23 protein-coding genes are annotated in these 20,565 nt (G+C 62.4%); 11 read left to right on the top strand and 12 right to left on the bottom strand.

Annotation, left to right across the window (positions count from 1 at the left end; genetic code table 11):
* The first annotated feature begins 120 nt into the window (after positions 1–120).
* From ACE3PR_RS17985 to ACE3PR_RS17960, 6 genes are all read left to right on the top strand, one after another.
* Entirely contained in the window at positions 121–402 is a 282-nt protein-coding gene (locus ACE3PR_RS17985; RefSeq protein ID WP_374374793.1) for a hypothetical protein, read from the top strand.
* 158 nt (positions 403–560) lie between these two features.
* Positions 561–3,023 carry a TonB-dependent siderophore receptor gene (locus ACE3PR_RS17980; RefSeq protein WP_374374791.1) on the top strand — a complete coding sequence of 821 codons (2,463 nt, stop codon included), beginning with the start codon at positions 561–563 and terminating at the stop codon, positions 3,021–3,023.
* An 18-nt stretch (positions 3,024–3,041) separates the two neighbouring features.
* Positions 3,042–4,337, top strand: a complete 1,296-nt coding sequence (locus tag ACE3PR_RS17975; RefSeq protein WP_374374788.1) for a PepSY-associated TM helix domain-containing protein — start codon at positions 3,042–3,044, stop codon at positions 4,335–4,337.
* A 123-nt stretch (positions 4,338–4,460) separates the two neighbouring features.
* Positions 4,461–5,132: a hypothetical protein gene (locus ACE3PR_RS17970; protein ID WP_374374786.1), complete on the top strand. Its 672-nt coding sequence runs from the start codon at positions 4,461–4,463 to the stop codon at positions 5,130–5,132.
* A gap of 6 nt (positions 5,133–5,138) precedes the next feature.
* Positions 5,139–5,381: a hypothetical protein gene (locus ACE3PR_RS17965; RefSeq protein ID WP_374374783.1), complete on the top strand. Its 243-nt coding sequence runs from the start codon at positions 5,139–5,141 to the stop codon at positions 5,379–5,381.
* A gap of 175 nt (positions 5,382–5,556) precedes the next feature.
* Positions 5,557–5,883, top strand: coding sequence for a hypothetical protein (locus ACE3PR_RS17960; protein ID WP_374374781.1), 327 nt, complete (start codon positions 5,557–5,559; stop codon positions 5,881–5,883).
* Between the two features lie 12 nt (positions 5,884–5,895).
* Here ACE3PR_RS17960 and ACE3PR_RS17955 read toward each other — a convergent pair whose 3' ends face one another.
* Both ACE3PR_RS17955 and ACE3PR_RS17950 read right to left on the bottom strand, forming a co-directional pair.
* On the bottom strand, positions 5,896–6,882 hold the full coding sequence (locus tag ACE3PR_RS17955; protein WP_374374778.1) for an MDR family oxidoreductase: 987 nt from the start codon (positions 6,880–6,882) through the stop codon (positions 5,896–5,898).
* Between the two features lie 32 nt (positions 6,883–6,914).
* Positions 6,915–8,258 carry a dihydroorotase gene (locus ACE3PR_RS17950; RefSeq protein WP_374374776.1) on the bottom strand — a complete coding sequence of 448 codons (1,344 nt, stop codon included), beginning with the start codon at positions 8,256–8,258 and terminating at the stop codon, positions 6,915–6,917.
* Positions 8,259–8,506: 248 nt separating this feature from the next.
* Here ACE3PR_RS17950 and ACE3PR_RS17945 point away from each other — a divergent pair, with 248 nt between their 5' ends.
* Entirely contained in the window at positions 8,507–8,707 is a 201-nt protein-coding gene (locus ACE3PR_RS17945) for a YdcH family protein (RefSeq protein WP_374374774.1), read from the top strand.
* A 19-nt stretch (positions 8,708–8,726) separates the two neighbouring features.
* Here the strand turns inward: ACE3PR_RS17945 and ACE3PR_RS17940 are convergent, their stop codons facing one another.
* The 3 genes from ACE3PR_RS17940 to ACE3PR_RS17930 form a co-directional block, all read right to left on the bottom strand.
* Positions 8,727–9,560 (bottom strand): sterol desaturase family protein, encoded by an 834-nt coding sequence (locus ACE3PR_RS17940; RefSeq protein WP_374374773.1) that lies wholly within the window; start codon positions 9,558–9,560, stop codon positions 8,727–8,729.
* 127 nt (positions 9,561–9,687) lie between these two features.
* Positions 9,688–10,188 carry a hypothetical protein gene (locus ACE3PR_RS17935; protein WP_374374770.1) on the bottom strand — a complete coding sequence of 167 codons (501 nt, stop codon included), beginning with the start codon at positions 10,186–10,188 and terminating at the stop codon, positions 9,688–9,690.
* Between the two features lie 14 nt (positions 10,189–10,202).
* Positions 10,203–10,511 carry a hypothetical protein gene (locus ACE3PR_RS17930; RefSeq protein ID WP_374374769.1) on the bottom strand — a complete coding sequence of 103 codons (309 nt, stop codon included), beginning with the start codon at positions 10,509–10,511 and terminating at the stop codon, positions 10,203–10,205.
* 159 nt (positions 10,512–10,670) lie between these two features.
* Between ACE3PR_RS17930 and ACE3PR_RS17925 the strand changes: the two genes are divergently transcribed.
* Positions 10,671–11,384, top strand: coding sequence for a response regulator (locus tag ACE3PR_RS17925; protein WP_374374767.1), 714 nt, complete (start codon positions 10,671–10,673; stop codon positions 11,382–11,384).
* Positions 11,385–11,388: 4 nt separating this feature from the next.
* Positions 11,389–12,729: an ATP-binding protein gene (locus tag ACE3PR_RS17920; protein ID WP_374374766.1), complete on the top strand. Its 1,341-nt coding sequence runs from the start codon at positions 11,389–11,391 to the stop codon at positions 12,727–12,729.
* Here the strand turns inward: ACE3PR_RS17920 and ACE3PR_RS17915 are convergent.
* The 7 genes from ACE3PR_RS17915 to fabD form a co-directional block, all read right to left on the bottom strand.
* A complete protein-coding gene (locus ACE3PR_RS17915; RefSeq protein ID WP_374374763.1) occupies positions 12,716–14,230 on the bottom strand; it encodes an endonuclease/exonuclease/phosphatase family protein in 1,515 nt (504 codons plus the stop codon). The two genes, ACE3PR_RS17920 and ACE3PR_RS17915, sit on opposite strands and share 14 nt — an antisense overlap.
* 156 nt (positions 14,231–14,386) lie before the next feature.
* The gene (locus ACE3PR_RS17910; protein ID WP_374374762.1) at positions 14,387–14,833 is read right to left on the bottom strand and encodes a hypothetical protein; all 447 of its coding nucleotides are present in this window, start codon (positions 14,831–14,833) and stop codon (positions 14,387–14,389) included.
* A gap of 28 nt (positions 14,834–14,861) precedes the next feature.
* The gene (gene mltG / locus ACE3PR_RS17905; protein WP_374374761.1) at positions 14,862–15,860 is read right to left on the bottom strand and encodes an endolytic transglycosylase MltG; all 999 of its coding nucleotides are present in this window, start codon (positions 15,858–15,860) and stop codon (positions 14,862–14,864) included.
* A 26-nt stretch (positions 15,861–15,886) separates the two neighbouring features.
* On the bottom strand, positions 15,887–17,149 hold the full coding sequence (gene fabF / locus ACE3PR_RS17900) for a beta-ketoacyl-ACP synthase II (protein WP_374374922.1): 1,263 nt from the start codon (positions 17,147–17,149) through the stop codon (positions 15,887–15,889).
* Positions 17,150–17,353: 204 nt separating this feature from the next.
* A complete protein-coding gene (locus tag ACE3PR_RS17895) occupies positions 17,354–17,590 on the bottom strand; it encodes an acyl carrier protein (protein ID WP_133613758.1) in 237 nt (78 codons plus the stop codon).
* Positions 17,591–17,815: 225 nt separating this feature from the next.
* Positions 17,816–18,553, bottom strand: a complete 738-nt coding sequence (gene fabG, locus ACE3PR_RS17890; protein ID WP_374374920.1) for a 3-oxoacyl-[acyl-carrier-protein] reductase — start codon at positions 18,551–18,553, stop codon at positions 17,816–17,818.
* Between the two features lie 14 nt (positions 18,554–18,567).
* Entirely contained in the window at positions 18,568–19,515 is a 948-nt protein-coding gene (fabD, locus tag ACE3PR_RS17885) for an ACP S-malonyltransferase (RefSeq protein ID WP_374374758.1), read from the bottom strand.
* Positions 19,516–19,706: 191 nt separating this feature from the next.
* Here fabD and ACE3PR_RS17880 point away from each other — a divergent pair, with 191 nt between their 5' ends.
* A complete protein-coding gene (locus ACE3PR_RS17880; RefSeq protein ID WP_374374756.1) occupies positions 19,707–20,171 on the top strand; it encodes a DUF1348 family protein in 465 nt (154 codons plus the stop codon).
* Between the two features lie 23 nt (positions 20,172–20,194).
* Positions 20,195–20,539 (top strand): GFA family protein, encoded by a 345-nt coding sequence (locus ACE3PR_RS17875; RefSeq protein ID WP_374374754.1) that lies wholly within the window; start codon positions 20,195–20,197, stop codon positions 20,537–20,539.
* Positions 20,540–20,565: the final 26 nt, after the last annotated feature.

Below are 20,565 nucleotides of genomic sequence, written 5' to 3'. Positions count from 1 at the left end.
CCCGACCGCAAGCTTTAGCCGGCTTGCCTGGAAACGGGTCCCGATATTATTATTTTTGCGTTGACATCTTTACGCTGGTTCCCTATATGTTCCGTACACCCCGCGGACAGGAGGCGATCGATGAGTTTCAACGCCCAGGATCTCAGCGTGCTGGCTTATGCCAATGGCTTCACCCACTGGCATTACCGAACCCGGGATTCACTCGAACAGATCATGTCCGGTTATTTTGCCGGGGCCGCGGAATTGCTGCGCGCCGGCGACCAGATCACGATCACCCTTCTCGGCCCCGATCGTGCCGATCTCGCCAGTTTTGCTGTTACCGGCCTGCCTGTTTCCGGGGCACCGCGCCTGGCCTTGCTGGCGAACAGCTGTTCTCGCCCTCCGGCCGCCATGGCCGCTTGATATCTGCCAGCCGCCGGCGGTGACGAGATAAAAATCTCAAATTGTGCGTTGCACCCGTCGCCGGTTCTGCATATTGTCCCCGCGACTGCGACTTATTCTCATTATCAGAATAATTGTTCGCATCTGAAATCGTCGCTTCTCGAGGGATGACACCGCACATGACCGTATTTCTGGCCGCCCGGCCGCAGGGCCGCCGCTTCGCCCATCTTCGCCGCCTAACGCTGGTAACGGGAACGGCGCTGGCCACCCTCCTCGCTCTCTCCGCGCCGGCCGCGGCCGAAACAACGGCCGCTACCGATCCCCAGGCAGCCCAGGCCGAAGCCCGGAATTTCGAGATCGCCCCGCAGCCTCTGGCCGGCGCCATCGCCGCCTTCCGCCAGCAATCGGGCTGGGTCATCGATATCGATCCCACCTTGCTGGCCGGCAGGGCGAGCCCCGGCGTCACCGGGGCGATGGCACCCGATACCGCTTTGGCAAAGCTTCTCGCTGGCACCGGTATCGATATCGGCGAAGTGAATGCCGGCCGCGCCACGTTGGTCGTCTCGGGCGTGCCCACCGAGGATGTCGGCATGCTCGATCCGCTCACCGTCACCGATACGGCCACCAACGAATTGGGCGTCATCGGCAATGTGCCCGAAGCCTATGCCGGCGGCCAGGTCGCAACCGGCGGCCAGCTTGGCATGCTCGGCAATCGCGACATCATGGACACGCCTTTCAGCGTCACCGCCTATACCGACGAGGTGGTCAAGAACCAGCAGGCCCGCAGTCTTTCCGACGTGGTCGACAACGACCCTTCCGTGCGCGTGATCTCGTCCCGCGCCGGCTATACCGATCAATACATGATCCGCGGCTTCCCAGTTTACAACGACGACATCGCCTTGAACGGCATGTACGGCCTGTTGCCGCGCCAGATCATCTCGCCGGAACTGGCCGAGCGCATCGAAATCTTCAAAGGCCCCTCGGCACTTCTCAACGGCGTCTCGCCGGGTGGCACGATCGGCGGCGGTCTCAACCTCTCGCCCAAGCATGCCGATGACGACCCGCTGACCGAGCTCACGGCGACCTATGCCTCGAACACCCAATTCGGAACCCAGGTGGATGTCGGCCGCCGCTTCGGCGACGACAAGGAATTCGGCGTCCGCTTCAACGGCGCCTTCCGCGACGGCGAGTTGTCATCGGACGATCAGGACCAGTTGATGGGCCTCGCCTTCCTCGGCGCCGATTACCGCGGCGAGGATCTGCGCCTCTCACTGGATGTCGGCTATCAGCGCCAGGAATTCGACCGCGCCTATTCCTTCATCAATCTCGCCAGCGGCATCGACGTGCCGGATGCCCCCGATGCCGACAAGAACCATCAGGAAAAATGGACCTATAACGAGACCGAGGATCTCTTCGGTGTGGTGCGCGGTGAATACGACATCATTGATGATCTCACCGTCTTCGCGGCCTTCGGCGGCAGTACCACGGATCAGGTCTCGATCGGTCGCGGCGTCACCATCAACAACGAAGACGGCGATTTCACCGGCTCGGCGACCAATTTCCCGTTTTATCGCGATACCATCTCGGCACAGGTCGGTCTGCGCGGCCAGGCCGAGTTTCTCGGCATGAAGCATGTGGCGACGGTGCAGGCCACCACCTTGCGCTTCGAGGAAGGCTTCGGCTTCGGCTTTGCCAGCGTCAATGGCAGCAATATCTACGATCCCATCCATGTCGGCGAACCGGATTTCAGCGACAATCCGATCGGCAAGTCGAACGAAACCGAGCTCAACAGCATCGCCATTGCCGACACGATCAGCGTCTGGGACGAACGCGTGCAATTGACGCTCGGCGGCCGCCTGCAGCAGGTCGTGGTCGATGCCTACAGCTTCTCGACCGGCGCGCACACCAGCTCATACGACGAAGATGCCTTGACGCCCTCGATCGGCCTGGTCATCCGCCCGATCGATGAAGTCTCGCTCTTCGCCAATTACATGGAGGGGCTCGCTCCGGGCGAAACGGCGGGCGCCACCACCAGCAATGCCGGTCAGGCCTTTTCGCCCTACCGCACCGACCAGATCGAATTCGGCGTGAAGGTCGATCTCGACACCTTCATGGCAAGCCTCGCCTTCTTCGAGATCAACCGGCCGACCAACGGCTTCGTCGATGCCTCCAACACCTTCGTGGTGGATGGCGAGCAGCGCCATCGCGGCATCGAACTCATGATGTCGGGCGAACCGGTCGAGGGCTATCGGGTCCTGGGCGGTATCACCCTCATCGACAGCGATCTCTCCGGCACCCTTAACGGCAACAATGACGGCAATCGCGGTGTCGGCGTGCCCAAAGTGCAGATGAATATCGGTGGCGAGGTGGACGTGGCCCAAATCCCCGGCCTCACCATCTCCACCCGTGTCATCTATACCGGCGAGCAATATTACGACGCCGCCAATACCCAGGAACTCCCCGATTGGGTGCGCTGGGATCTGGGCGCCCGCTACGCCTTCGAGACGCATGGCACGCCGATCACGATCCGCGCCAATGTCGAGAACGTGCTGGGCGAGGAATATTGGTCCTCGGCCGGCGGCGGCTATCTCGCTCTGGGCGCCCCGCGCACTTTCCTGGTCTCGACCTCCTTCAACTTCTAACCCTCAGGGCATCGCCGCTTGTCTTCGCCACGCGCCCTCTTCATCCATCTCCATCGCTGGGTCGGCCTCTCCATCGCGGCCTTCCTCTTCATGTCCGGGATCACGGGGGCGATCGTCTCCTGGGATCACGAACTGGATGGCTGGCTCAACCCGGATCTCTTCGAAGCGACGAGCGAGGGGCCGGTAAAATCGGCCCTCGAACTCGCCGCCCTTGCCGAGGCCGCGGATCATCGCGTCTGGTCCACCTTCGTCTATCTCAATGTCGAGGTAGACCACGCCTACGAGGTCTACATCTTCCCCAAGGTCGACCCGGAAACCGGCGAATCCTATGCGGTCGATTACAACCAGGTCTTCATGGACCCGGTGACCGGCGAGATCCTGGGTCGCCGGCTCTGGGGTGCGGTGGAATTCACCCGCGCCAATCTGATGCCCTTCATCTACAAGCTCCATTACAACCTGCACCTCCCCGATCCCTGGGGCATGTGGCTGATGGGCGGCATCGCCTGTCTCTGGACGCTGGATTGCTTCGTCGGCTTCTATCTCACCTTGCCGGTGCGGCGGCGGCCCGATCCCACCCGCGCTCTCTCGGTCGGCCGCGCGCTGGCGCGCGGCTGGTGGGCGCGCTGGAAACCGGCCTGGCTCGTCAAATGGCAGGGCAGTTCCTACCGCATCAATTTCGATCTCCACCGCGCCTTCGGCCTCTGGTTCTGGGCTTTCCTCTTTACCCTTGCCGTGAGCTCGGCTTCGCTCAATCTCGATACCGAGGTGGCAAAGCCTCTCGTCTCGCTCTTCTCCAGCTTCACGCCCACACCCTTCGACACGCGTGTGGCCGTGCCCTTCAACCAGCCGATCTATCCGAAGCTCACCTATCCGGAGATCATCGAGAAGGCGCGCGCGGATGGTCTGGCGCGCGGCTGGGATGAGCCGCCTGGGGCGATCTATTACGCGCCGCATTACGGCACCTATTCGGTCTACATGTTCCATCCCGGCGACGAGCACGGCACGACCGGCGGCGTCGGCCCGGCCATGCTCTATTACGACGGTCTCGACGGCCGCCCGATCGGCAGTCTCACCCCCTGGGCCGGCACGGCCGGCGACATCTTCCTCCAGGTGCAATTCCCGCTCCATTCCGGCCGCATCGCCGGCCTCCCCGGCCGCATCATCGTCTCGCTCTCCGGAATCGCCGTCGCCCTGCTCGCGGTCACGGGTGTCATCATCTGGTGGAAGAAGCACTGCGCCCATCTCAAGAGCCTCAAGGCTCGCGCGTCTGATCGGGAGCGTTTCCCGAAAACGCATTCAAAATACGCAGGATAGAGAGAAGTCTAGCGGCCCCTTTCTCTCTTTAGCCTCTTTCAGATCAGTAGTTCCTATTTTGTTCTTTACAAAAGGCGGTTTATGTGTTATGCATAATACATAACCTTTTGGAGAGAGAATTCGATGGCATCTACCTCCTACGGTCCGCAGCACCGGCCGCCGTTACGCCCCCAGGCAGATCAGCAGGAACCGGCAGCCGGACGTTGGGTGGACGGCCAATTCACCTTCGCCACACCGGAAGCCGAGGAAGCCTGGCAGCGCAGCGCCTATCAGCAAGCCGTCAACGAAAAGACCTGGCATCTCGGCGACAAGATCGACGACCAGACCCGCGATGCGATCCTCGCCGGCATCGGCGGCGCCACGCGCCCGATGTATCAGGGCCCCGATGGCCAGTACTATTTCCAGAACGCCCGCACACTCGAAGACCCCAGCGCGCGCAGCCACCGCGCCCAACACGTCGCCGGCAAAACCATCGACCAGATCGCCGCCGCCGGAAAGATCCCGGGCGAAGACGAATACGTCGCCGCCCGCCGCGCACCACCGCCCAAGCCCGCGAATAACAATGAGAGAACCTCATCTCCAGAAAATGAGATTGCTGGGTCTGCACTGGAAGTTATAGGGCGCACGTTGGGTTCCGAAGAACTGACATGGATTACCGCCGCTGGAGTGCCGACCGAGTGTATTGAACGATGCTATCGAATTCTGGAGAGACCACGCACCTCCGCTGGGAGTGACAAAAACCAATATGACTTCTATAAATGCCTAGCAGATTGTGAGCGAAGCCTCATGGGATGAAGTCATATGGAAAAGGCACTAGCGAAGCATGTTGTTGTGCAATCTTTTCGAGCCGTGGATAAAATTACTTCGCTAGTACCCTTACTTAAGGAACATTGCAGCGAAGAAGAATACCGCGCTCTCGCCTTAGCCATCGCACGTTCGGCGGCCAACATAAAATCCGAAATGATCGACCTAGTTTATGCGCGGTATCCCGAAATCGAAGAAGAAGTGGACCGTGACATCGAGCGTTATGAACGCGTGTTATGAAAGCGTTTATAAGGCATGACCAAAGTATTGATTTCGGCAAGACCTCGCTCCAGGCAGCCATAAGATTCCATAGCGACATTGCAGCGCAGCATCATCAACCTGATCGCCCGGACTCGAAACTCCCGACGAGCTAGCTCAGCGCATCAACGTTCTTTTGCCCAAGAGGAAAAAAGCGATGACTGAGATAGCCAGCCCCGCATTGCGATATACCAACCCGAATTCGGATGGCCTCAACTTTATCAAGTTCGATCGAGCGGAATCCAATGAGCATGGCAGCGCGGTCGATCTGATCGTGGCTGCGAGTCGCCTGCCGTTATGGACCGAGAGTGGGCGGCGTTGCACGCAACGGATGATGGCACGCATCGCCGAGGCACTCCGTCAGAATCCAGGCTACGAGGCGGTCTTCGTCTTCCCAAACCTTCCCGCCGTATCCGAGGCTCTGGGGTTCATCGAAGAATGCGGCCACAAAGGCAAGATCAGCGCTGGCCTCCACGCGCCGTAGACACGGCGCTCATCACACTCCCAGATCCACCACCACGCGGCCTTTGACCTGGCCATCGAGGATTGCCTTCCCCAAACGCGGCAGGTCTTCAAGGGTCGCGCGTTCGATCATGCCGTCGAGCTTTGCCATGGGCAGGTCTTTGGTGAGGCGCGCCCAGGCGATCTTGCGGCGGAAGATGGGGCAGGAAACGGAATCGACACCGAGCAGCGAGACGCCGCGGATGATGAAGGGGATGACGCTGGTCTCCAGTTTGGTGCCGCCCGCCAAGCCACAGGCCGCGACCACCCCTTTGTACTTCATCTGCGGCAGGATCGCGGCCAGGGTCGCCCCGCCCACGCTGTCTACCGCCGCCGCCCAGCGCTCGCTTTCCAGCGGCTTGCCGCTGGGTGTCGCGATGGTGGCGCGGTCGATGATCTCGGCGGCACCCAGGCCTTTCAGATAATCATGCGTGTCAGCGCGTCCCGTCGAGGCGACCACACGGTAGCCGAGCGAGGCGAGGATTGCGGTGGCGACACTGCCGACACCACCCGCGGCCCCCGTCACCAGCACATCGCCCTGATCGGGGCGGAGGCCGTGTTCTTCGAGCGCCATCACGCAGAGCATCGCCGTGAGGCCGGCCGTGCCGATCGCCATGGCGCGCTCGGTCGAGAGGCCCTGCGGCAGCGGCACCAGCCACTCGCCCTTTACCCGCGCCTTCTCGGCATAGCCGCCCCAATGGATCTCGCCCACGCGCCAGCCGGTCAGGATCACTTGGTCGCCGGCCTTCCAATCCTTGTGGCTGCTCTCCAGCACCGTGCCCGCAAAATCGACGCCACCCACATGCGGGTAGGTCTTCACCAGCCGGCCGAGCCCGTTCAGCACCAGCCCGTCCTTGTAATTGAGCGTCGAATTATGCACGCGCACCAGCACGTCGCCCTCGGGCAGCTTGTCGTCGGGCAGATCCTCGATCGCCGATGTGACCTTGCCGTCCTTCTCGCTCAGCACCAATGCCTTGAACATGCAACGCTCCCGGATGATTTTTTAAAGAGGGATCAGTCTTGCGGCTGGATGGTTTCCTGGAACCGCACCGGCGCGCCGTCGGGGCGCCCCAGCAATTCCCCGTCGCGCATGACGATGCTGCCGCGGATGATGGTCGCCATAGGCCAGCCGGTGATTTCCATGCCGTGATAGGGGGTCCAGCCCGCCTTGGTCGCCATCCATTCATTGGTGATGGTCTTCTTCGCCTTGAGATCGACCACCGAGAAGTCGGCGTCATAGCCCAAGGCGATGCGCCCCTTGCCGCGGATGTTGTAGATCCGCGCCGGACCCGCGCTGGTGAGGTCGATGAGCCGCTGCAGCGTCAAGCGCCCCTTCGCCATGTGATCCAGCATGACCGGCAGCAGGGTTTGTACACCGGGCATGCCGGAAGGCGATTGTGGATAGGGTCGCGCCTTCTCTTCCTTCGTATGCGGCGCATGGTCCGAGCCGATGCAATCGACCACGCCGCTGCGCAACGCCGCCCAGATTCCGTCCTGATGATGCTGATCGCGCACCGGCGGATTCATCTGCGCAAAGGTGCCAAGGCGCTTGTAGCAATCGGGGGCCGCCAATGTGAGGTGATGGGTCAAAACCTCGACCGTCGCGATATCCTTGTGCTCGGCGAGGATCGCCATCTCGTCGGCGGTCGAGACATGCAGCACATGGATGCGCCGCCCCGCCTTGCGCGCGATCTTCAGCACACGCCTGGTGGCGCGCACCGCCGTCTCGACATCGCGCCAGACCGGATGCTGGTCCGGATCCGCCCCATCCTTCACCAGGGCGAGGCGTTCGCGCAACCGCATCTCGTCCTCGGCATGGATCGCGACACGCCGATGCCCGTGGCGCAGCACCTCTTCCAGGGTTTCGTCATCGGCCACCAGCAGGCTCCCCGTGGAGGAGCCCATGAAGATCTTCACGCCGGCGCAGCCCGGCAGCATCTCCAATTCGCCGAGCTTCCCGGCATTGGCATCCGAGGCACCCATGAAAAAGGCATGATCGACCCAGGCCCGGCCCTTGGCGCGGGTCAGCTTGTCGTCGAGCGCTGCCTTGTCCAGGGTATTGGGGGTGGTGTTCGGCATTTCGAAGATCGCGGTGACACCGCCCAAAGCCGCCCCGGCCGTGCCGCTGGCAAGATCTTCCTTGTGCTCCAGGCCAGGCTCGCGGAAATGCACCTGGGTGTCGATGACGCCAGGCAGCACAGTCAATCCCGTGGCATCGAATTCCTGTTCCGCCCGCCCGGCGGCGATCTTTCCCAGGGCGACAATCCGCCGCTCGGCAATGCCGATATCCAGCGACTCGATCCCGTTGGGGGTCGCCACCGCGCCGTTGCGGATCACCAGGTCGAAATGCTCAGTCATGGGGCCCTGTCCTTCGCTTTCACCCCTGATCTCTATCCCCTTGGCCGCAAAGGGCGCAAGGCCCGGAAAAAGCATGGCGCGGCAGCCGATTCGCTGGCGCGGTCACGGAAAACGCCCCTTCCAGGGCCGTGACGGGGCGGCGGGATTGGAGTAGTATCGCCAAGTCAGCGATACCGGCACAGAATCCGGGCCAAAAATCGGTAGCGCCAGCCGGCGACATCGTCAGCCAGGGAGATGGTCATAACGTGATGATCGGCGTGAATGAGCTGCGCGTGCAGCTGGAAGAATTACGCTCGGAACACCGCGACCTCGACGAGGCGATCCGCGCCATGGCGGAAGCCTCGCCCTTCAACCAGATCCAGATCCAGCGCCTGAAGAAGCGCAAGCTCTCCCTCAAGGACCAAATCATCCGGCTCGAGAGCAAATTGCTCCCGGATATCATCGCCTAGGGACATCATCGCCTAGGGGTTACGGGCGGCCGAAAACGGCGGCCAGCCGGCCCCGCCATCCTCGCGCGACTGCCACCCCGAGTGCCAATCCCACCCAGCCGGCAAAGGCGATCCGGAACGGGTTGTAGCTGGGCCGATCCCCGATCACGCCGAATCTCAATTTCTCGTCTGCCGGCGCCGCAGCGAAGGTCCCGAACAGCCGGTCCCAGATGATCAGGATGCCGCCGAAATTCCGGTCCAGGCAGGATTCGTTGGTGGCGTGATGCACCCGGTGATGGCTTGGGGTGTTGAAGACCCCTTCCAGCGGCCCCAGCTTGCCCACGACATTTGTGTGCAGGAAAAGCTGGTAACTGAGATTGGCGGCAAAGATTGTGGCGACCGCGACCGGCGGAAAGCCCAGCCAGACCAAAGCCAGGATAAACAGCCAGCCACCGGACAGGAGGCCGGTCCAGCCCAGGCGATAGGCCGCCGTGAGGTTGAAGCGGGTCGAGGAATGATGCACCGCATGCGTCGCCCACATCAGATGTATCTGGTGGCTGCAGCGATGGAACCAGTAATAGATAAAATCCACCAGCACCGCGAGGGCGGCCCAGGCCAAAGGACCGTCGAGGGTCAAATCGAACAGGCGCCATTCATGGGCAAGCAGGAAGAGAGGCGCCAAAATCGCGCCAACCCATCCCCGCAACGCAATCTGCCCCGCCATGATGCCAAGCGTCGCGGCGCTTTCCTTGAGGTCGTAACCATCCTCGGCGCGCAGGCGGTGCCACAAATATTCGGCGACGATCAGCGTTGCGATGAAGGCCAGCCAGGCCGGGCTGCGCTGCGGCCCATCCACGGCCAGATCGGTGATCATTGCATTGTCCTTCTCTCGCCCGTCGCTTGCAGGGAGAACGGGCGGCAGGGCCTGATCGGCATGGGGATGAGGGGGAAATGCCGCCCGGCGCCTGCCGCCACCGGGTCTTGCCCGGTTCCGTTCCTGGTTATTCGACCGTGATCCAGCGCTGTCTCGTCACCGTCTTGCCATTGGGTCCGGTCGCCGTCGCGGTGCTGTTGCAGCTTTCGCCGCCGGAACAGGAACCGCTCACCGATTTCGTCGCCGTCGCGCCATCGGCGCCGGTCACGGTCTTGCTGCGCGACCAGCTGCCGTTTCCACTGCCGTCGCTCTCGACGCTCCCCGTCGACGTCACGTGCCGGGTCTCGCCATTGAAGCCGGTTACCGATTTGCTGCAGCCAGATCCGGCGACACAGGAGCCCTCGACCGATTTGGTCACCGTCTCGCCATTGGGACCGGTCACCGTCTTGTTCCGCGACCAGCTCCCGTCGCCATTCCCCTGCACATCCCCTTCCTTGGTGACCGTGCCGCCATTGGGCAGGATCACGCTGCCGTTGACCTGCCGGCTCTTGGCTTCCGCCATCGATCCCAGGGACAGGCCCAGCACCAAAGCCAAGGCGCCGATTTTCAGCATCTCTTTGCTCCACATCTTGTCATCTCCCATCAGGGCCGCAGGGATTTCACATGGGCGCGGATCTCGTCGCGGGTGATCTTCTGGTCGCCATTGCTGTCGAGCTGCGCCAGATTGGCGAGACGTGCGTCGATGAACTCGGCCTCCGAAATGCTGCCGTCGCCATTCTTGTCGAGGCGGGAGAACTCGGATTTCATGGCACTTTCGGCCTCCGCCACCGATATGGCGCCATCGCCGTCGCTATCGGCCCGGCGCAAATTCTGAAGATCCTGGGCAAAGGCGACCGGGGTGAACATCAGGACACCGGCGGCGGCCAGCAGCGATCGGGCAACAAGGCTCATGGCGAATGTCTTCCTTCCGTTTTTCAGGCAACCGGTGCATCCCGGCCGCTGGAGACAATCTGGCATGGCCCGGAAACACGGGGATTTCCGGCCGGTTACCATGTGTAACGGGATGTAACGGCGCTTGAGCCGAGCCCGCCGCTCGGGCACAAAGGCGTCATGGGCGAGAAACAACGCATCCTCATTGTCGAAGACGACCGCGAAATCGGCACGCTGATCGAGGGATTGTTGAACCGTGAAGGTTTTGCGGCCGAACTGTCCCGCTCCGGCGCCGAGATGGACCGCGCCCTTGCCACCCGCGCCGCCGACCTCATCGTCCTAGATTTGATGCTGCCCGGCGAGGACGGGCTGTCGATCTGCCGCCGGCTGCGGGCGCGCGGCAACCTTCCCATCCTGATGCTCACGGCCAAGAAGGACGATATCGACCGCATCATCGGCCTCGAACTCGGCGCCGACGATTATCTGGGAAAACCCTTCAACCCCCGCGAATTGGTGGCGCGCATCCGTGCCGTCCTCAGGCGCACGGCCCCGGCCCCCAAATCCCCATCCGACCTGGGCGAGAAATTGCGTTTCGCCGATTTCATCTTCGATATCGACGCCCATCGATTGTTTAGGGATGGCGCCGAGATCGAACTCTCGACCGGCGATTACGACATCCTCGCCGCTTTGGTGCGGCATCCGCAGCGCGTGCTCTCTCGCGATCAATTGATGGACCTCATCAAAGGCCGCTCCTGGGAGGCTTTCGACCGCTCGATCGATGTCGCCCTCTCGCGCCTGCGGCGCAAGATCGAAAGCGAACCCACCCAGCCGGTCCTTATCAAGACCGTCCGCAATGCGGGTTACATGCTGGCGGTGCCGGTAGAGCGGGTCTGAACCCATGCGCATCGGTTTCCGCATCACCCTCATCGCCAGCCTTGTCATCGCTCTCATCATCCTCACCACCATGCTGGCGCTGATCTGGCGCGAAGGCAGCGAAAAACACGGCTTCCGCCTGCCTCTGCCGCATCAGATCGCGGCCTTGGTGACCCTGGTCGAACCGGCGACGCCAGATGATCTGGCACTGCTTCTACAGGCCATCAATTCCGACACCCTGCGGGTCGAGATCCTTGATGTGCCCCCACCCGCTGATGACCGTCTGATCAACCCGCCCTTGCGCGGCCTGGTCGCGCGTTACATCTCGGAGATGAGCGGCCGGCCGGTTACCCTGATGGTGGCCAGCGACGACACCCCGGCAACCGCGGATCTTGCCCATGTGGCCTCGGGTGGCGCATCGCCGCTGCCCTTGCGCCTGATCGTCACGCTGCGCGACGGTCGCTTCCTGATGGTCGAAACCGAATCCGCCGCCATCACGCGCTTCACCGGATTGCGGCTCGCGCTTCTGGTGCTGCTGGCGACATTGATCATCAGCGCCGCCGGTCTCTGGGCTTTGCGGCGGCAGTTGCGCCCGCTGGAAGCCCTCGCCCGCTATGTCGAGAGCATCGGCGGCGATCTCAACCACGCGCCAGCGGCAAGCTCCGGTCCGCGCGAGGTGCGGCAATTGTCCGAAGCGATCGCCCGCATGCAGGCGCGCATCCGCGATCTCATGCTGGGGCGTACCCGCATGATCGCTGCCATCAGCCACGATCTTGGCACTTATCTCACGCGTTTGCGCCTGCGGGCCGATTTCATCAGTGATCCCCTCCAGCGCAATGCTGCCGACCGCGACATCGCCGATATGGATGCCCTCATCGCCGATACATTGCTGATGGCGCGTCTGGAACAGGAAAGCGAGGCGTTACAGCCGACCGATCTTGTGGCGCTCACCCGGCAGGTGATCGAGGGTTTCGCCAGTACCGGTGCTGCGGCATCGCTCACCGCAGCACCCGACGCGTTGACAATCGGCCTGCAACCTTTGGCCTTCCGCCGGGCCCTGGGCAATGTCGTCGCCAATGCCCTCCGCTATGGCGGCGATGCGGAAATCGAGATCACGCAAACAGAGAACGAGGTCTCGGTGGCCGTGCTGGATCACGGCCCGGGCATCCCGGAGGAAGAGCGCGAATTGGTGCTGGAAGCCTTCTATCGCGGCGACCGGGCGCGCAATCTCGACCAGCCCGGCTCCGGCCTCGGTCTGGCCATCGTCGCCGACATCCTGCGCCGGCATCGCGGCAGCATCACATTGGGCGACCGCGCTGGCGGTGGCCTCCGCGTGACCCTCACTCTGCCGCTTACTTCACCGTGAAGCTGGCCCCGGCCAAGCGCATATAGGCGTCGTCGCGCATCAGGCGCACGTCGTAATCGCCCGGCTCCAACTTCGCCCCCAGCATCGCCTCGTCGAGGGTCAGCGTGCCGCTGGGCACGCCACCGCCGGTATAGAAGAAGTGGGGATAATTATCGTCGGCCGGATCATCCTTGGCAAAAATGCCGATCCAGTCGAAGCGGTTGCCCGGGCCATTCACCCAGGTGACGTTGACCACCTCGCCGCTGGCATATTCGGCCTTGTCGGTGGCCACACCCGGCAATTGCCCCGCTTCCTTCAGCCAGAATGGCGCGCGGGCCAATTCCTTGCCCTCGGCGTCGATCAGGGCCGCCATATAGGCGCCGGGCGCCAGGCCGTTGCTGCCGAAGCTCGCAAGATTGCTGCGATCGGTGCCGTCATTGCCGGGCAGCGAGACCAGCGGTGCTGCCGGATCGCCGTCGCCCGCGAAGATCACCACGCGCGCATCCTCGAGGCGGCCATCCTCGGTCGCCGCATGGAATCGCACGTCGATCGCCTCGCCGATGGTGAATATTTTTTTGAGCGGCGAGACCATGGCGGGTGCCGGGCCGGGCTCGACTTCGAGCGTCGCCACCAGGGCGCGGTGATCCGACGGCCAGGGACGGATCGCGATATCGGTATCCGGCATCGCGGGATCGCCCAGGATTTCGGCATTCTTGACCGTCACCGGCCCCACCACATGAATCATGTCGATACGGTCGAGCGCCTCATTGGCATCGAGATGTGGGTAAGGATAGCCATAGGACCAGGTGATGCCGGGCTTCGATTTGGGGTCCGTGTGAATGGCGCGGTAGCTATCGGTGAAACCGGCATCGGCCAGCGCCTTGGTGGCGGGCCAGGGCATCGCATTCTTGATGTAATCCTGTCGCCCGATCGTCGCTTCCGTCCAATCGAGCCAGGAGGGCGTGTTGAAATCGCCGAGGATGATCGCCGGCGTGCCGCCATCGGCCGCCTTCTTCAACGGCTCGATATAAGGCTGCAAGGCGACGAGCTGCGTCTCCGCTTCCGTCGCCAGAACCTCTTCCGCCGCTTTGCCGTCGCGCAGATCGTAAGGACCATAGGGCGAGGACGGCAGATGGATATTGGCGATGGTCACGAACTTGCCGGGCTGGATCTCGGCATAGAGATAATTGAGATCGTTGCCGTCGCCGGCATCGCCCGTGGGTGGGGCGAAGAGCGGAAACTTCGCGATGATATTGCGGTGGCCCGCAACCTGCGACCAGCCGAGACGGTCGGCGATTTCTGCGCTGCGCCCCTCCGCTTCCTGCAAAGCGACGATATCGGCGCCTGAGGCCTTGATCGCTTCGATTGTCTTTTCGAAATTGACCTGGTCGCCGCCCAGCCAGATGTTGAAGGTCATGATCTTCAGCGGCTCGGCAGCACCTGCGGAGCCCGGCAGCGCGCTGAGCGCGGACAGAGCAATACCGAAGACTACCGACAAACGGCCGCGTGACAGATTCCGCATCGTGTTCCCCCTGAAAGACGCCTGACGCTCAATCTAGATGGGGAAATCTTGCCGTATGATGACGATTAAGTAAATGATTTCAGTTTATTAACATCACTATACTGAACGAACGTTCAATCACATTCCATTGAATCAAGGACTTGGCAGGCAATCCAATCAGCAATCCTGCGCCAGCGTCAGGCTCTGCCGGGTCATGTCGATACCGAAGGTGCATTCATAGGGCGGCTCCGCGGGGCTGCCATCACCATTGTCGCCATAGCAGACCATGCCGTTACCGAACTTCGAGAAGCGGCCGACGCATTCATCCTCGACCGGCTCCATCGGAAAGGCATCCCACATTTCCTTGGCCGGGATCCCCGTCACGTAAAAGGTGGCGATGGTCTTCGGCGCAACGTCGCTCTCGGCATCCAAAGGCGCCAGCATGGTGAAATCGCCGCTGAGCGGATGCAGGCTGTCGTCCTGCGCCTCCGCGGGCGTGCGGTTAAGTGGTGCTATGAAGGCGACACCGCCCGCCAGCAAGGCGACGAGCCCCAAATAGAACGCGCATTGGCGGCCCACATTGGTGAGGGGCTCGATCCGATTCGCGGGTTGTTCCAGTTTCATCTCACGCCTCGTCGTACTCTTACAGGTTTCACTGTCCCTGACTTTGCTTCTGCAGCTTGCGCCATTTGGCGACGTTCTTGTTGTGCTGGTCCAGGGTCTCGGCAAAAGCATGCCCACCCGTGCCATCCGCCACGAAATAGAGTTCCTTGCTGGTGATCGGGTTCAAAACCGCATGCAGCGCCTCGATGCCGGGATTGGCGATGGGTGCGGGCGGCAGACCAGGGATCACATAGGTGTTGTAATCGTTGACGGCCTTGAGATCGGCATAGGTGAGATTGCGGCCGAGATCTTGCCTGCCCAGGGTGATGCCGTAGATCGCGGTGGGATCCGATTGCAGCGGCATGCCGATCTTCAGGCGGTTATGGAACACCGCCGCCACCCGCGCGCGCTCGGCTTTGACACCGGTCTCCTTCTCGACGATCGAGGCCAGGATCACCGCTTCTTCCGGGCTCTCCAGCGTCGTCAGCTTGGTATCCCGCTTCTCCCACAAATCGGCCAATTGTGCGCGCATGTTGATCTGCATGCGCTCGACAATGGCCCCGCGCGCATCGCCGCGCACGAAGAAATAGGTCTCGGGCAGCAGGCTGCCTTCGGGGGGTAGCGGCGGCAGCGGGCCTTCCAGCAAAGGCGTTCCCTGCAGCACGCCAAAGATCTCGCGCACGGTGAGGCCTTCGGCGATGGTGATGCGGTGAAGGACCGATTTCCCCTCGATCAGCACCTGCATGGCACCGCGCGGAGACGCGGCGGCGGGAAAGCGGAACTCACCCGCCTGCAGCGGCTGTTCCTTGCCGAACAATTGAACACCGATCTTGAAGACCAGAGGCGAGCGGATGACCCCTTCTTCCGCCAGCAACGCGGCGATGGTGGCGACACCGCTCCCCTTCGGCACAACGACGGTTTTCTCTTCCGCCAGCGGGCCATTGCCGTTGAAAGCGTTCCAGAACCAGATTGAGGAACCGCCGATCGCCAGCAAGGCCAGCAGCAGCAAGCCACCGGCCAGTTTGGCGAGGGATCGCGACAGCGGCATGATGCGAGCGGCCTAGGCCGTCACCCTCAATTCGGCGCCGTGAAGATCACGCTCGCATTGGTGCCGCCAAAGCCGAAGGAATTCGACAAGGCGTTGCGGATCTTGCGTGGCTTCGCCTGCTTGGGCGCAAGGTCGATATCGCAACCTTCCGACGGGTTGGTGAGGTTGAGTGTGGGCGGCGCCACCTGATCGCGGATCGAGAGGATCGAGAAGATCGCCTCCACCGCGCCGGCCGCCCCGAGGAGATGCCCGGTCGCCGATTTGGTCGAGGACATGGTGAGCTTGTAGGCATGTGGCCCAAACAGGCGCTTCACCGCATTGAGCTCGATCTCGTCGCCGAGCGGCGTCGAGGTACCATGGGCGTTGATGTAGTCGATATCCTCGACATTGAGCTTCGCGCGCTTCAGCGCGGCAACCATGGCACGGAAACCGCCATTGCCGTCTTCCGAGGGCGCCGTGATGTGATAGGCATCGCCCGACAGGCCATAGCCGATCACCTCGGCATAAATCTTGGCGCCGCGCTTCTTGGCGTGCTCGTATTCCTCCAGCACCACCATGCCCGCACCTTCGCCCATGACGAAGCCGTCGCGGTCCTTGTCCCACGGGCGCGAGGCCTCGGTCGGGCTGTCGTTGAAACTGGTCGACATCGCGCGCGCGGCGCAGAAGCCGGCATAGCCGATACGGCCGATCGTGGCCTCGGCACCGCCGGCGATCATCACGTCGGCGTCATCCAGCATGATCATGCGCGCGGCGTCGCCGATGGCATGGCTGCCGGTGGCACAGGCGGTCACCACGGAATGATTGGGGCCGCGGAAGCCGTATTTGATCGAGACATGGCCCGAGACGAGATTGATGAGGCAGGACGGCACGAAGAACGGGCTGACGCGGCGCGGCCCCTTTTCCTTGAGGATGAGAGCCGTGTCGTAGATGCCGTTGAGGCCGCCGATGCCCGAACCGATGAGCACGCCGGTACGATCGAGATCTTCCTGCTCGGTAGGCGCCCAGCCGCTGTCTTCCACCGCTTCGGTGGCAGCACCGATGCCCATGATGATGAACGGCTCCATCTTCTTCTGATCTTTGCTGGAGACGTATTCATCGGGATTGTAATGACCGGCCGCCTTGTCGCCCAGCGGCACCTGGCCGCCGATCTTGCACGGCAGATCCGAGACGTCGAAAGATTGAATGCCACTGATGCCGGATTCGGCATTGGTCAGCCGCTTCCACACATTCTCGACACCCACACCCAAAGGCGACACGACGCCCATACCGGTGACGACCACGCGACGCATGATGTCCTCGCTCACTCTTTATCCATCAATTCACCGGGCCGGCAGGACGCAAACACACGCTCCGCACGGCCGGCCCAAAAATCGCACGGGCCCCAGAATGTGGGGCCCGTCCGCAAAACTTCAACGCTGGACCGCCTCGACCGGGATGCCGCCTGTACAATGCCGATTGTACACTGGCAACTGGCCGGGCAATCGTCCGCCGTCTCAGGCCGATTTCGACTTGATGTAGTCGATCGCGTCTTTGACGGTCAGGATCTTCTCGGCGGCATCGTCGGGAATTTCGCAACCGAATTCTTCTTCGAAGGCCATGACCAGTTCGACGGTATCAAGGCTGTCCGCGCCCAGATCGTCGATGAAATTGGCACCTTCCGTGACCTTGGCTTCTTCAACGCCGAGGTGCTCGATGACGATCTTCTTCACGCGCTCAGCAACGTCGCTCATCTCAATTTTCCCTTGTTTGCGCCGGCCTGGAGATGGCCGGCTGTTCCTTGCACTTTTTCTAACCGAACTTTGGCATCCGAACCGCGAGCTTACCCCAGGGTTCCACCCCAGTTCAGCAACGATTCCGATGACTCGCCACGATGGTTTCAGCGGTCACTTATCACAACTCAGCCGGATTTGGCCAGTAGCCCCGGCCAGACCCGGCTTTTGTGCGATAAAATTCAATTAAATCATAGCCATACCGCCATTCACATGAAGTGTCTGTCCGGTCATGTAGGCGGCCTCGTCGCTGGCAAGATAAGTGACGGCGGCGGCGATGTCGTCACTCGTCCCCATGCGGCCCATCGGAATTCTGGGCAGCAATTGGCTATGCTGCTCTTCATTGAGAGCCTCGGTCATGGCGGTGGCGATGAAGCCGGGCGCCACGCAATTCACCGTGATGTTGCGCGAGGCAAGCTCGGCGGCCAATGCCTTCGACATGCCGATCATGCCGGCCTTGGCCGCGGCGTAATTGGCCTGACCGGGATTGCCGGTGACGCCGACGATCGAGGTGATGCCGATGATGCGACCGAAACGGCGCTTCATCATGCCGCGCATGGCGGCACGGGCCAAGCGGAAGCCGGCGGTGAGATTGACGTCGATCACCTTCTGCCATTCCTCGTCCTTCATGCGCATGGCGATGTTGTCGCGCGTGAGGCCGGCATTGTTGATGAGGATGTCGAGCTTGCCCATGGCCGCCTCCGCATCCTTGGCAAGCGCCTCGGTCGAGGCGGCGTCGCCGAGATCGGCCGTCACCACATGGACCCGCTCCTTCAGCTCGGCAGCGAGGGTATCCAGCGCCTCGCGCCGGGTACCAGAGAGAGTCACCACGGCACCCTGGCCGTGCAGCGCCTTGGCGATGGCACCGCCGATGCCGCCCGAGGCACCGGTGACGAGGGCGGTCTTGCCGGAAAGATCGAACATCATGTCTTGCTCCGTTAGGCGAGGATCTTGAGGGCGGCTTCGATATCGGCTGGCTGGCCCACGGATTGCGCCTCGATTTCCTTGTCGATGCGCTTCACCAGACCGGCCAGCACCTTGCCGGCACCCAGCTCGAAAACGCGATCGACATTGAGATTCTTCATCGTTTGCACGCTCTCGCGCCAGCGCACCGTGCCGGTCACCTGTTGCACCAGAAGAGCGCGGATGGTGGCGGGATCCGAGACCGGCTGCGCCGTTACATTGGCAATGACCGGCACGCTGGGCATGTGGATCGTGGTCTTCTCCAAGGCGGCCGCCATCGCCTCCGCAGCCGGCTGCATCAGCGGGCAATGGAAGGGAGCCGAGACCGGCAGCATCACCGAGCGCTTGGCACCGGCTTCGAGCGCCAGCGCACCGGCGCGTTCCACCGCTGCCTTGGCACCCGAGACCACCACTTGCGACGGATCGTTGTCATTGGCGATGGCGCAGACCAGCTTGGTTTCCTCGGCCGCCTGCGCCGCCACCTTCTGCGCGCGATCGAGATCGAAATTGAGGAGGGCCGCCATGGCACCTTCGCCGACCGGCACCGCCTTCTGCATCGCCTGGCCGCGCAGTTTCAAAAGCCGCGCCGTATCGGAGAGCGTGAAGGCACCGGCGGCTGCGAGAGCCGAATATTCGCCGAGGCTATGCCCGGCGACATAAGACACCTTGTCGGCAAGCTTGAAACCGCCTTCGGTTTCGAGCACGCGCAGAACCGCGAGCGAGACCGCCATCAGCGCCGGCTGCGCATTCTCGGTCAAGGTGAGGTCGCCTTCCGGGCCCTCGAACATCAGATGCGAGAGCTTCTGGCCCAAAGCATCGTCGACTTCCTCGAAGACCAGCCGCGCCGAGCTGAACGCCTCAGAGAGGGCCTTGCCCATGCCGACGGCCTGCGACCCCTGCCCCGGAAACACGAAAGCGCGCATTTACTTGCCTCCCAGATATCGAGTGCCGGGCTTAGAGCGCAGGTGACTGGCCGCCGTCAAGGCGCTTCCGGCGACTGCGGTAACAATCATTATGTTGTCACATGTTGAAATTCACAGATTTTATTGGCGCGTCCCGGATTGGCCGGGATACGACTTGGCAGCCCCTATCCCCATCTCAATCGAGGTTTCCCATGAGCCGCCCGCCTTTGCCGCCCTTCACCGCCGAAACTGCCGCCGAGAAAGTGCGCCTGGCCGAGGACGGCTGGAACAGCCGCGATCCCGAGCGCGTTTCCCTTGCCTATACGCCGGACAGCGAATGGCGCAACCGCGCCGAATTCCCGCATGGCCGGGCCGAGATCGTCCAGTTTCTCACCCGGAAATGGACCCGGGAACTGGATTACCGCCTGATCAAGGAGCTCTGGGCCTTCACCGGCAATCGCATCGCGGTGCGCTTCGCCTATGAATGGCACGACGATTCCGGCCAGTGGTATCGTTCCTATGGCAACGAGAATTGGGAATTCGACGCCGACGGCTTGATGCGGAAACGCTATGCCTGCATCAACGATTTGCCGATCAAGGAATCCGAGCGCAAATTTCACTGGCCGCTCGGCCGCCGCCCGGACGATCATCCAGGCTTGAGCGATTTGGGTTTGTAGGAAGCATTTAGGGGGACCCCGTCATGCAGCACGGCAGTTGCCATTGCGGCCAGATCCGCTTCACCGTCGAGGGCGATTATGGCGAGGTCATCGAGTGCAATTGCTCGCATTGCTCCCGCAAGGGCTATCTCCTCTGGTTCGTGCCCCGGGAGAAGCTGCGCCTCTCCTCGCCAGAGGCGATGATTTCGACCTATAAATTCAACAAGCATGTGATCGACCACCATTTCTGCCCGACCTGCGGCTGCGCCCCCTTCGGCTTCGGAAAGGCGCCGGACGGCACGGCCACGGCCGCGGTCAATATCCGCTGCCTGGAGGGGGTGGATCTCGCGGCCGTCAAGCGCATCCCCTATGACGGCCGCAGCGCCTGATTCCGGGCCGAAATCAGGCCCCGGCT

The organism is Dongia sp., assembly GCF_041909655.1.
Classification (GTDB): Bacteria; Pseudomonadota; Alphaproteobacteria; order Dongiales; family Dongiaceae; genus Dongia.
This window is presented reverse-complemented; position numbering and strand designations above follow the sequence as displayed.

Coding starts and splice junctions, on each gene's coding strand:
- ACE3PR_RS17940 (WP_374374773.1), bottom strand. CDS start 9,560: ATGATCACCGATCTGGCCGTGGATGGGCCGCAGCGCAGCCCGGCCTGG.
- ACE3PR_RS17970 (WP_374374786.1), top strand. CDS start 4,461: ATGGCATCTACCTCCTACGGTCCGCAGCACCGGCCGCCGTTACGCCCC.
- ACE3PR_RS17910 (WP_374374762.1), bottom strand. CDS start 14,833: ATGAAACTGGAACAACCCGCGAATCGGATCGAGCCCCTCACCAATGTG.
- ACE3PR_RS17930 (WP_374374769.1), bottom strand. CDS start 10,511: ATGAGCCTTGTTGCCCGATCGCTGCTGGCCGCCGCCGGTGTCCTGATG.
- ACE3PR_RS17895 (WP_133613758.1), bottom strand. CDS start 17,590: ATGAGCGACGTTGCTGAGCGCGTGAAGAAGATCGTCATCGAGCACCTC.
- ACE3PR_RS17980 (WP_374374791.1), top strand. CDS start 561: ATGACCGTATTTCTGGCCGCCCGGCCGCAGGGCCGCCGCTTCGCCCAT.
- ACE3PR_RS17935 (WP_374374770.1), bottom strand. CDS start 10,188: ATGTGGAGCAAAGAGATGCTGAAAATCGGCGCCTTGGCTTTGGTGCTG.
- ACE3PR_RS17925 (WP_374374767.1), top strand. CDS start 10,671: ATGGGCGAGAAACAACGCATCCTCATTGTCGAAGACGACCGCGAAATC.
- mltG (WP_374374761.1), bottom strand. CDS start 15,860: ATGCCGCTGTCGCGATCCCTCGCCAAACTGGCCGGTGGCTTGCTGCTG.
- ACE3PR_RS17955 (WP_374374778.1), bottom strand. CDS start 6,882: ATGTTCAAGGCATTGGTGCTGAGCGAGAAGGACGGCAAGGTCACATCG.
- ACE3PR_RS17915 (WP_374374763.1), bottom strand. CDS start 14,230: ATGCGGAATCTGTCACGCGGCCGTTTGTCGGTAGTCTTCGGTATTGCT.
- ACE3PR_RS17920 (WP_374374766.1), top strand. CDS start 11,389: ATGCGCATCGGTTTCCGCATCACCCTCATCGCCAGCCTTGTCATCGCT.
- ACE3PR_RS17875 (WP_374374754.1), top strand. CDS start 20,195: ATGCAGCACGGCAGTTGCCATTGCGGCCAGATCCGCTTCACCGTCGAG.
- ACE3PR_RS17960 (WP_374374781.1), top strand. CDS start 5,557: ATGACTGAGATAGCCAGCCCCGCATTGCGATATACCAACCCGAATTCG.
- fabF (WP_374374922.1), bottom strand. CDS start 17,149: ATGCGTCGCGTGGTCGTCACCGGTATGGGCGTCGTGTCGCCTTTGGGT.
- ACE3PR_RS17950 (WP_374374776.1), bottom strand. CDS start 8,258: ATGACTGAGCATTTCGACCTGGTGATCCGCAACGGCGCGGTGGCGACC.
- fabD (WP_374374758.1), bottom strand. CDS start 19,515: ATGCGCGCTTTCGTGTTTCCGGGGCAGGGGTCGCAGGCCGTCGGCATG.
- ACE3PR_RS17965 (WP_374374783.1), top strand. CDS start 5,139: ATGGAAAAGGCACTAGCGAAGCATGTTGTTGTGCAATCTTTTCGAGCC.
- ACE3PR_RS17985 (WP_374374793.1), top strand. CDS start 121: ATGAGTTTCAACGCCCAGGATCTCAGCGTGCTGGCTTATGCCAATGGC.
- fabG (WP_374374920.1), bottom strand. CDS start 18,553: ATGTTCGATCTTTCCGGCAAGACCGCCCTCGTCACCGGTGCCTCGGGC.
- ACE3PR_RS17880 (WP_374374756.1), top strand. CDS start 19,707: ATGAGCCGCCCGCCTTTGCCGCCCTTCACCGCCGAAACTGCCGCCGAG.
- ACE3PR_RS17945 (WP_374374774.1), top strand. CDS start 8,507: ATGATCGGCGTGAATGAGCTGCGCGTGCAGCTGGAAGAATTACGCTCG.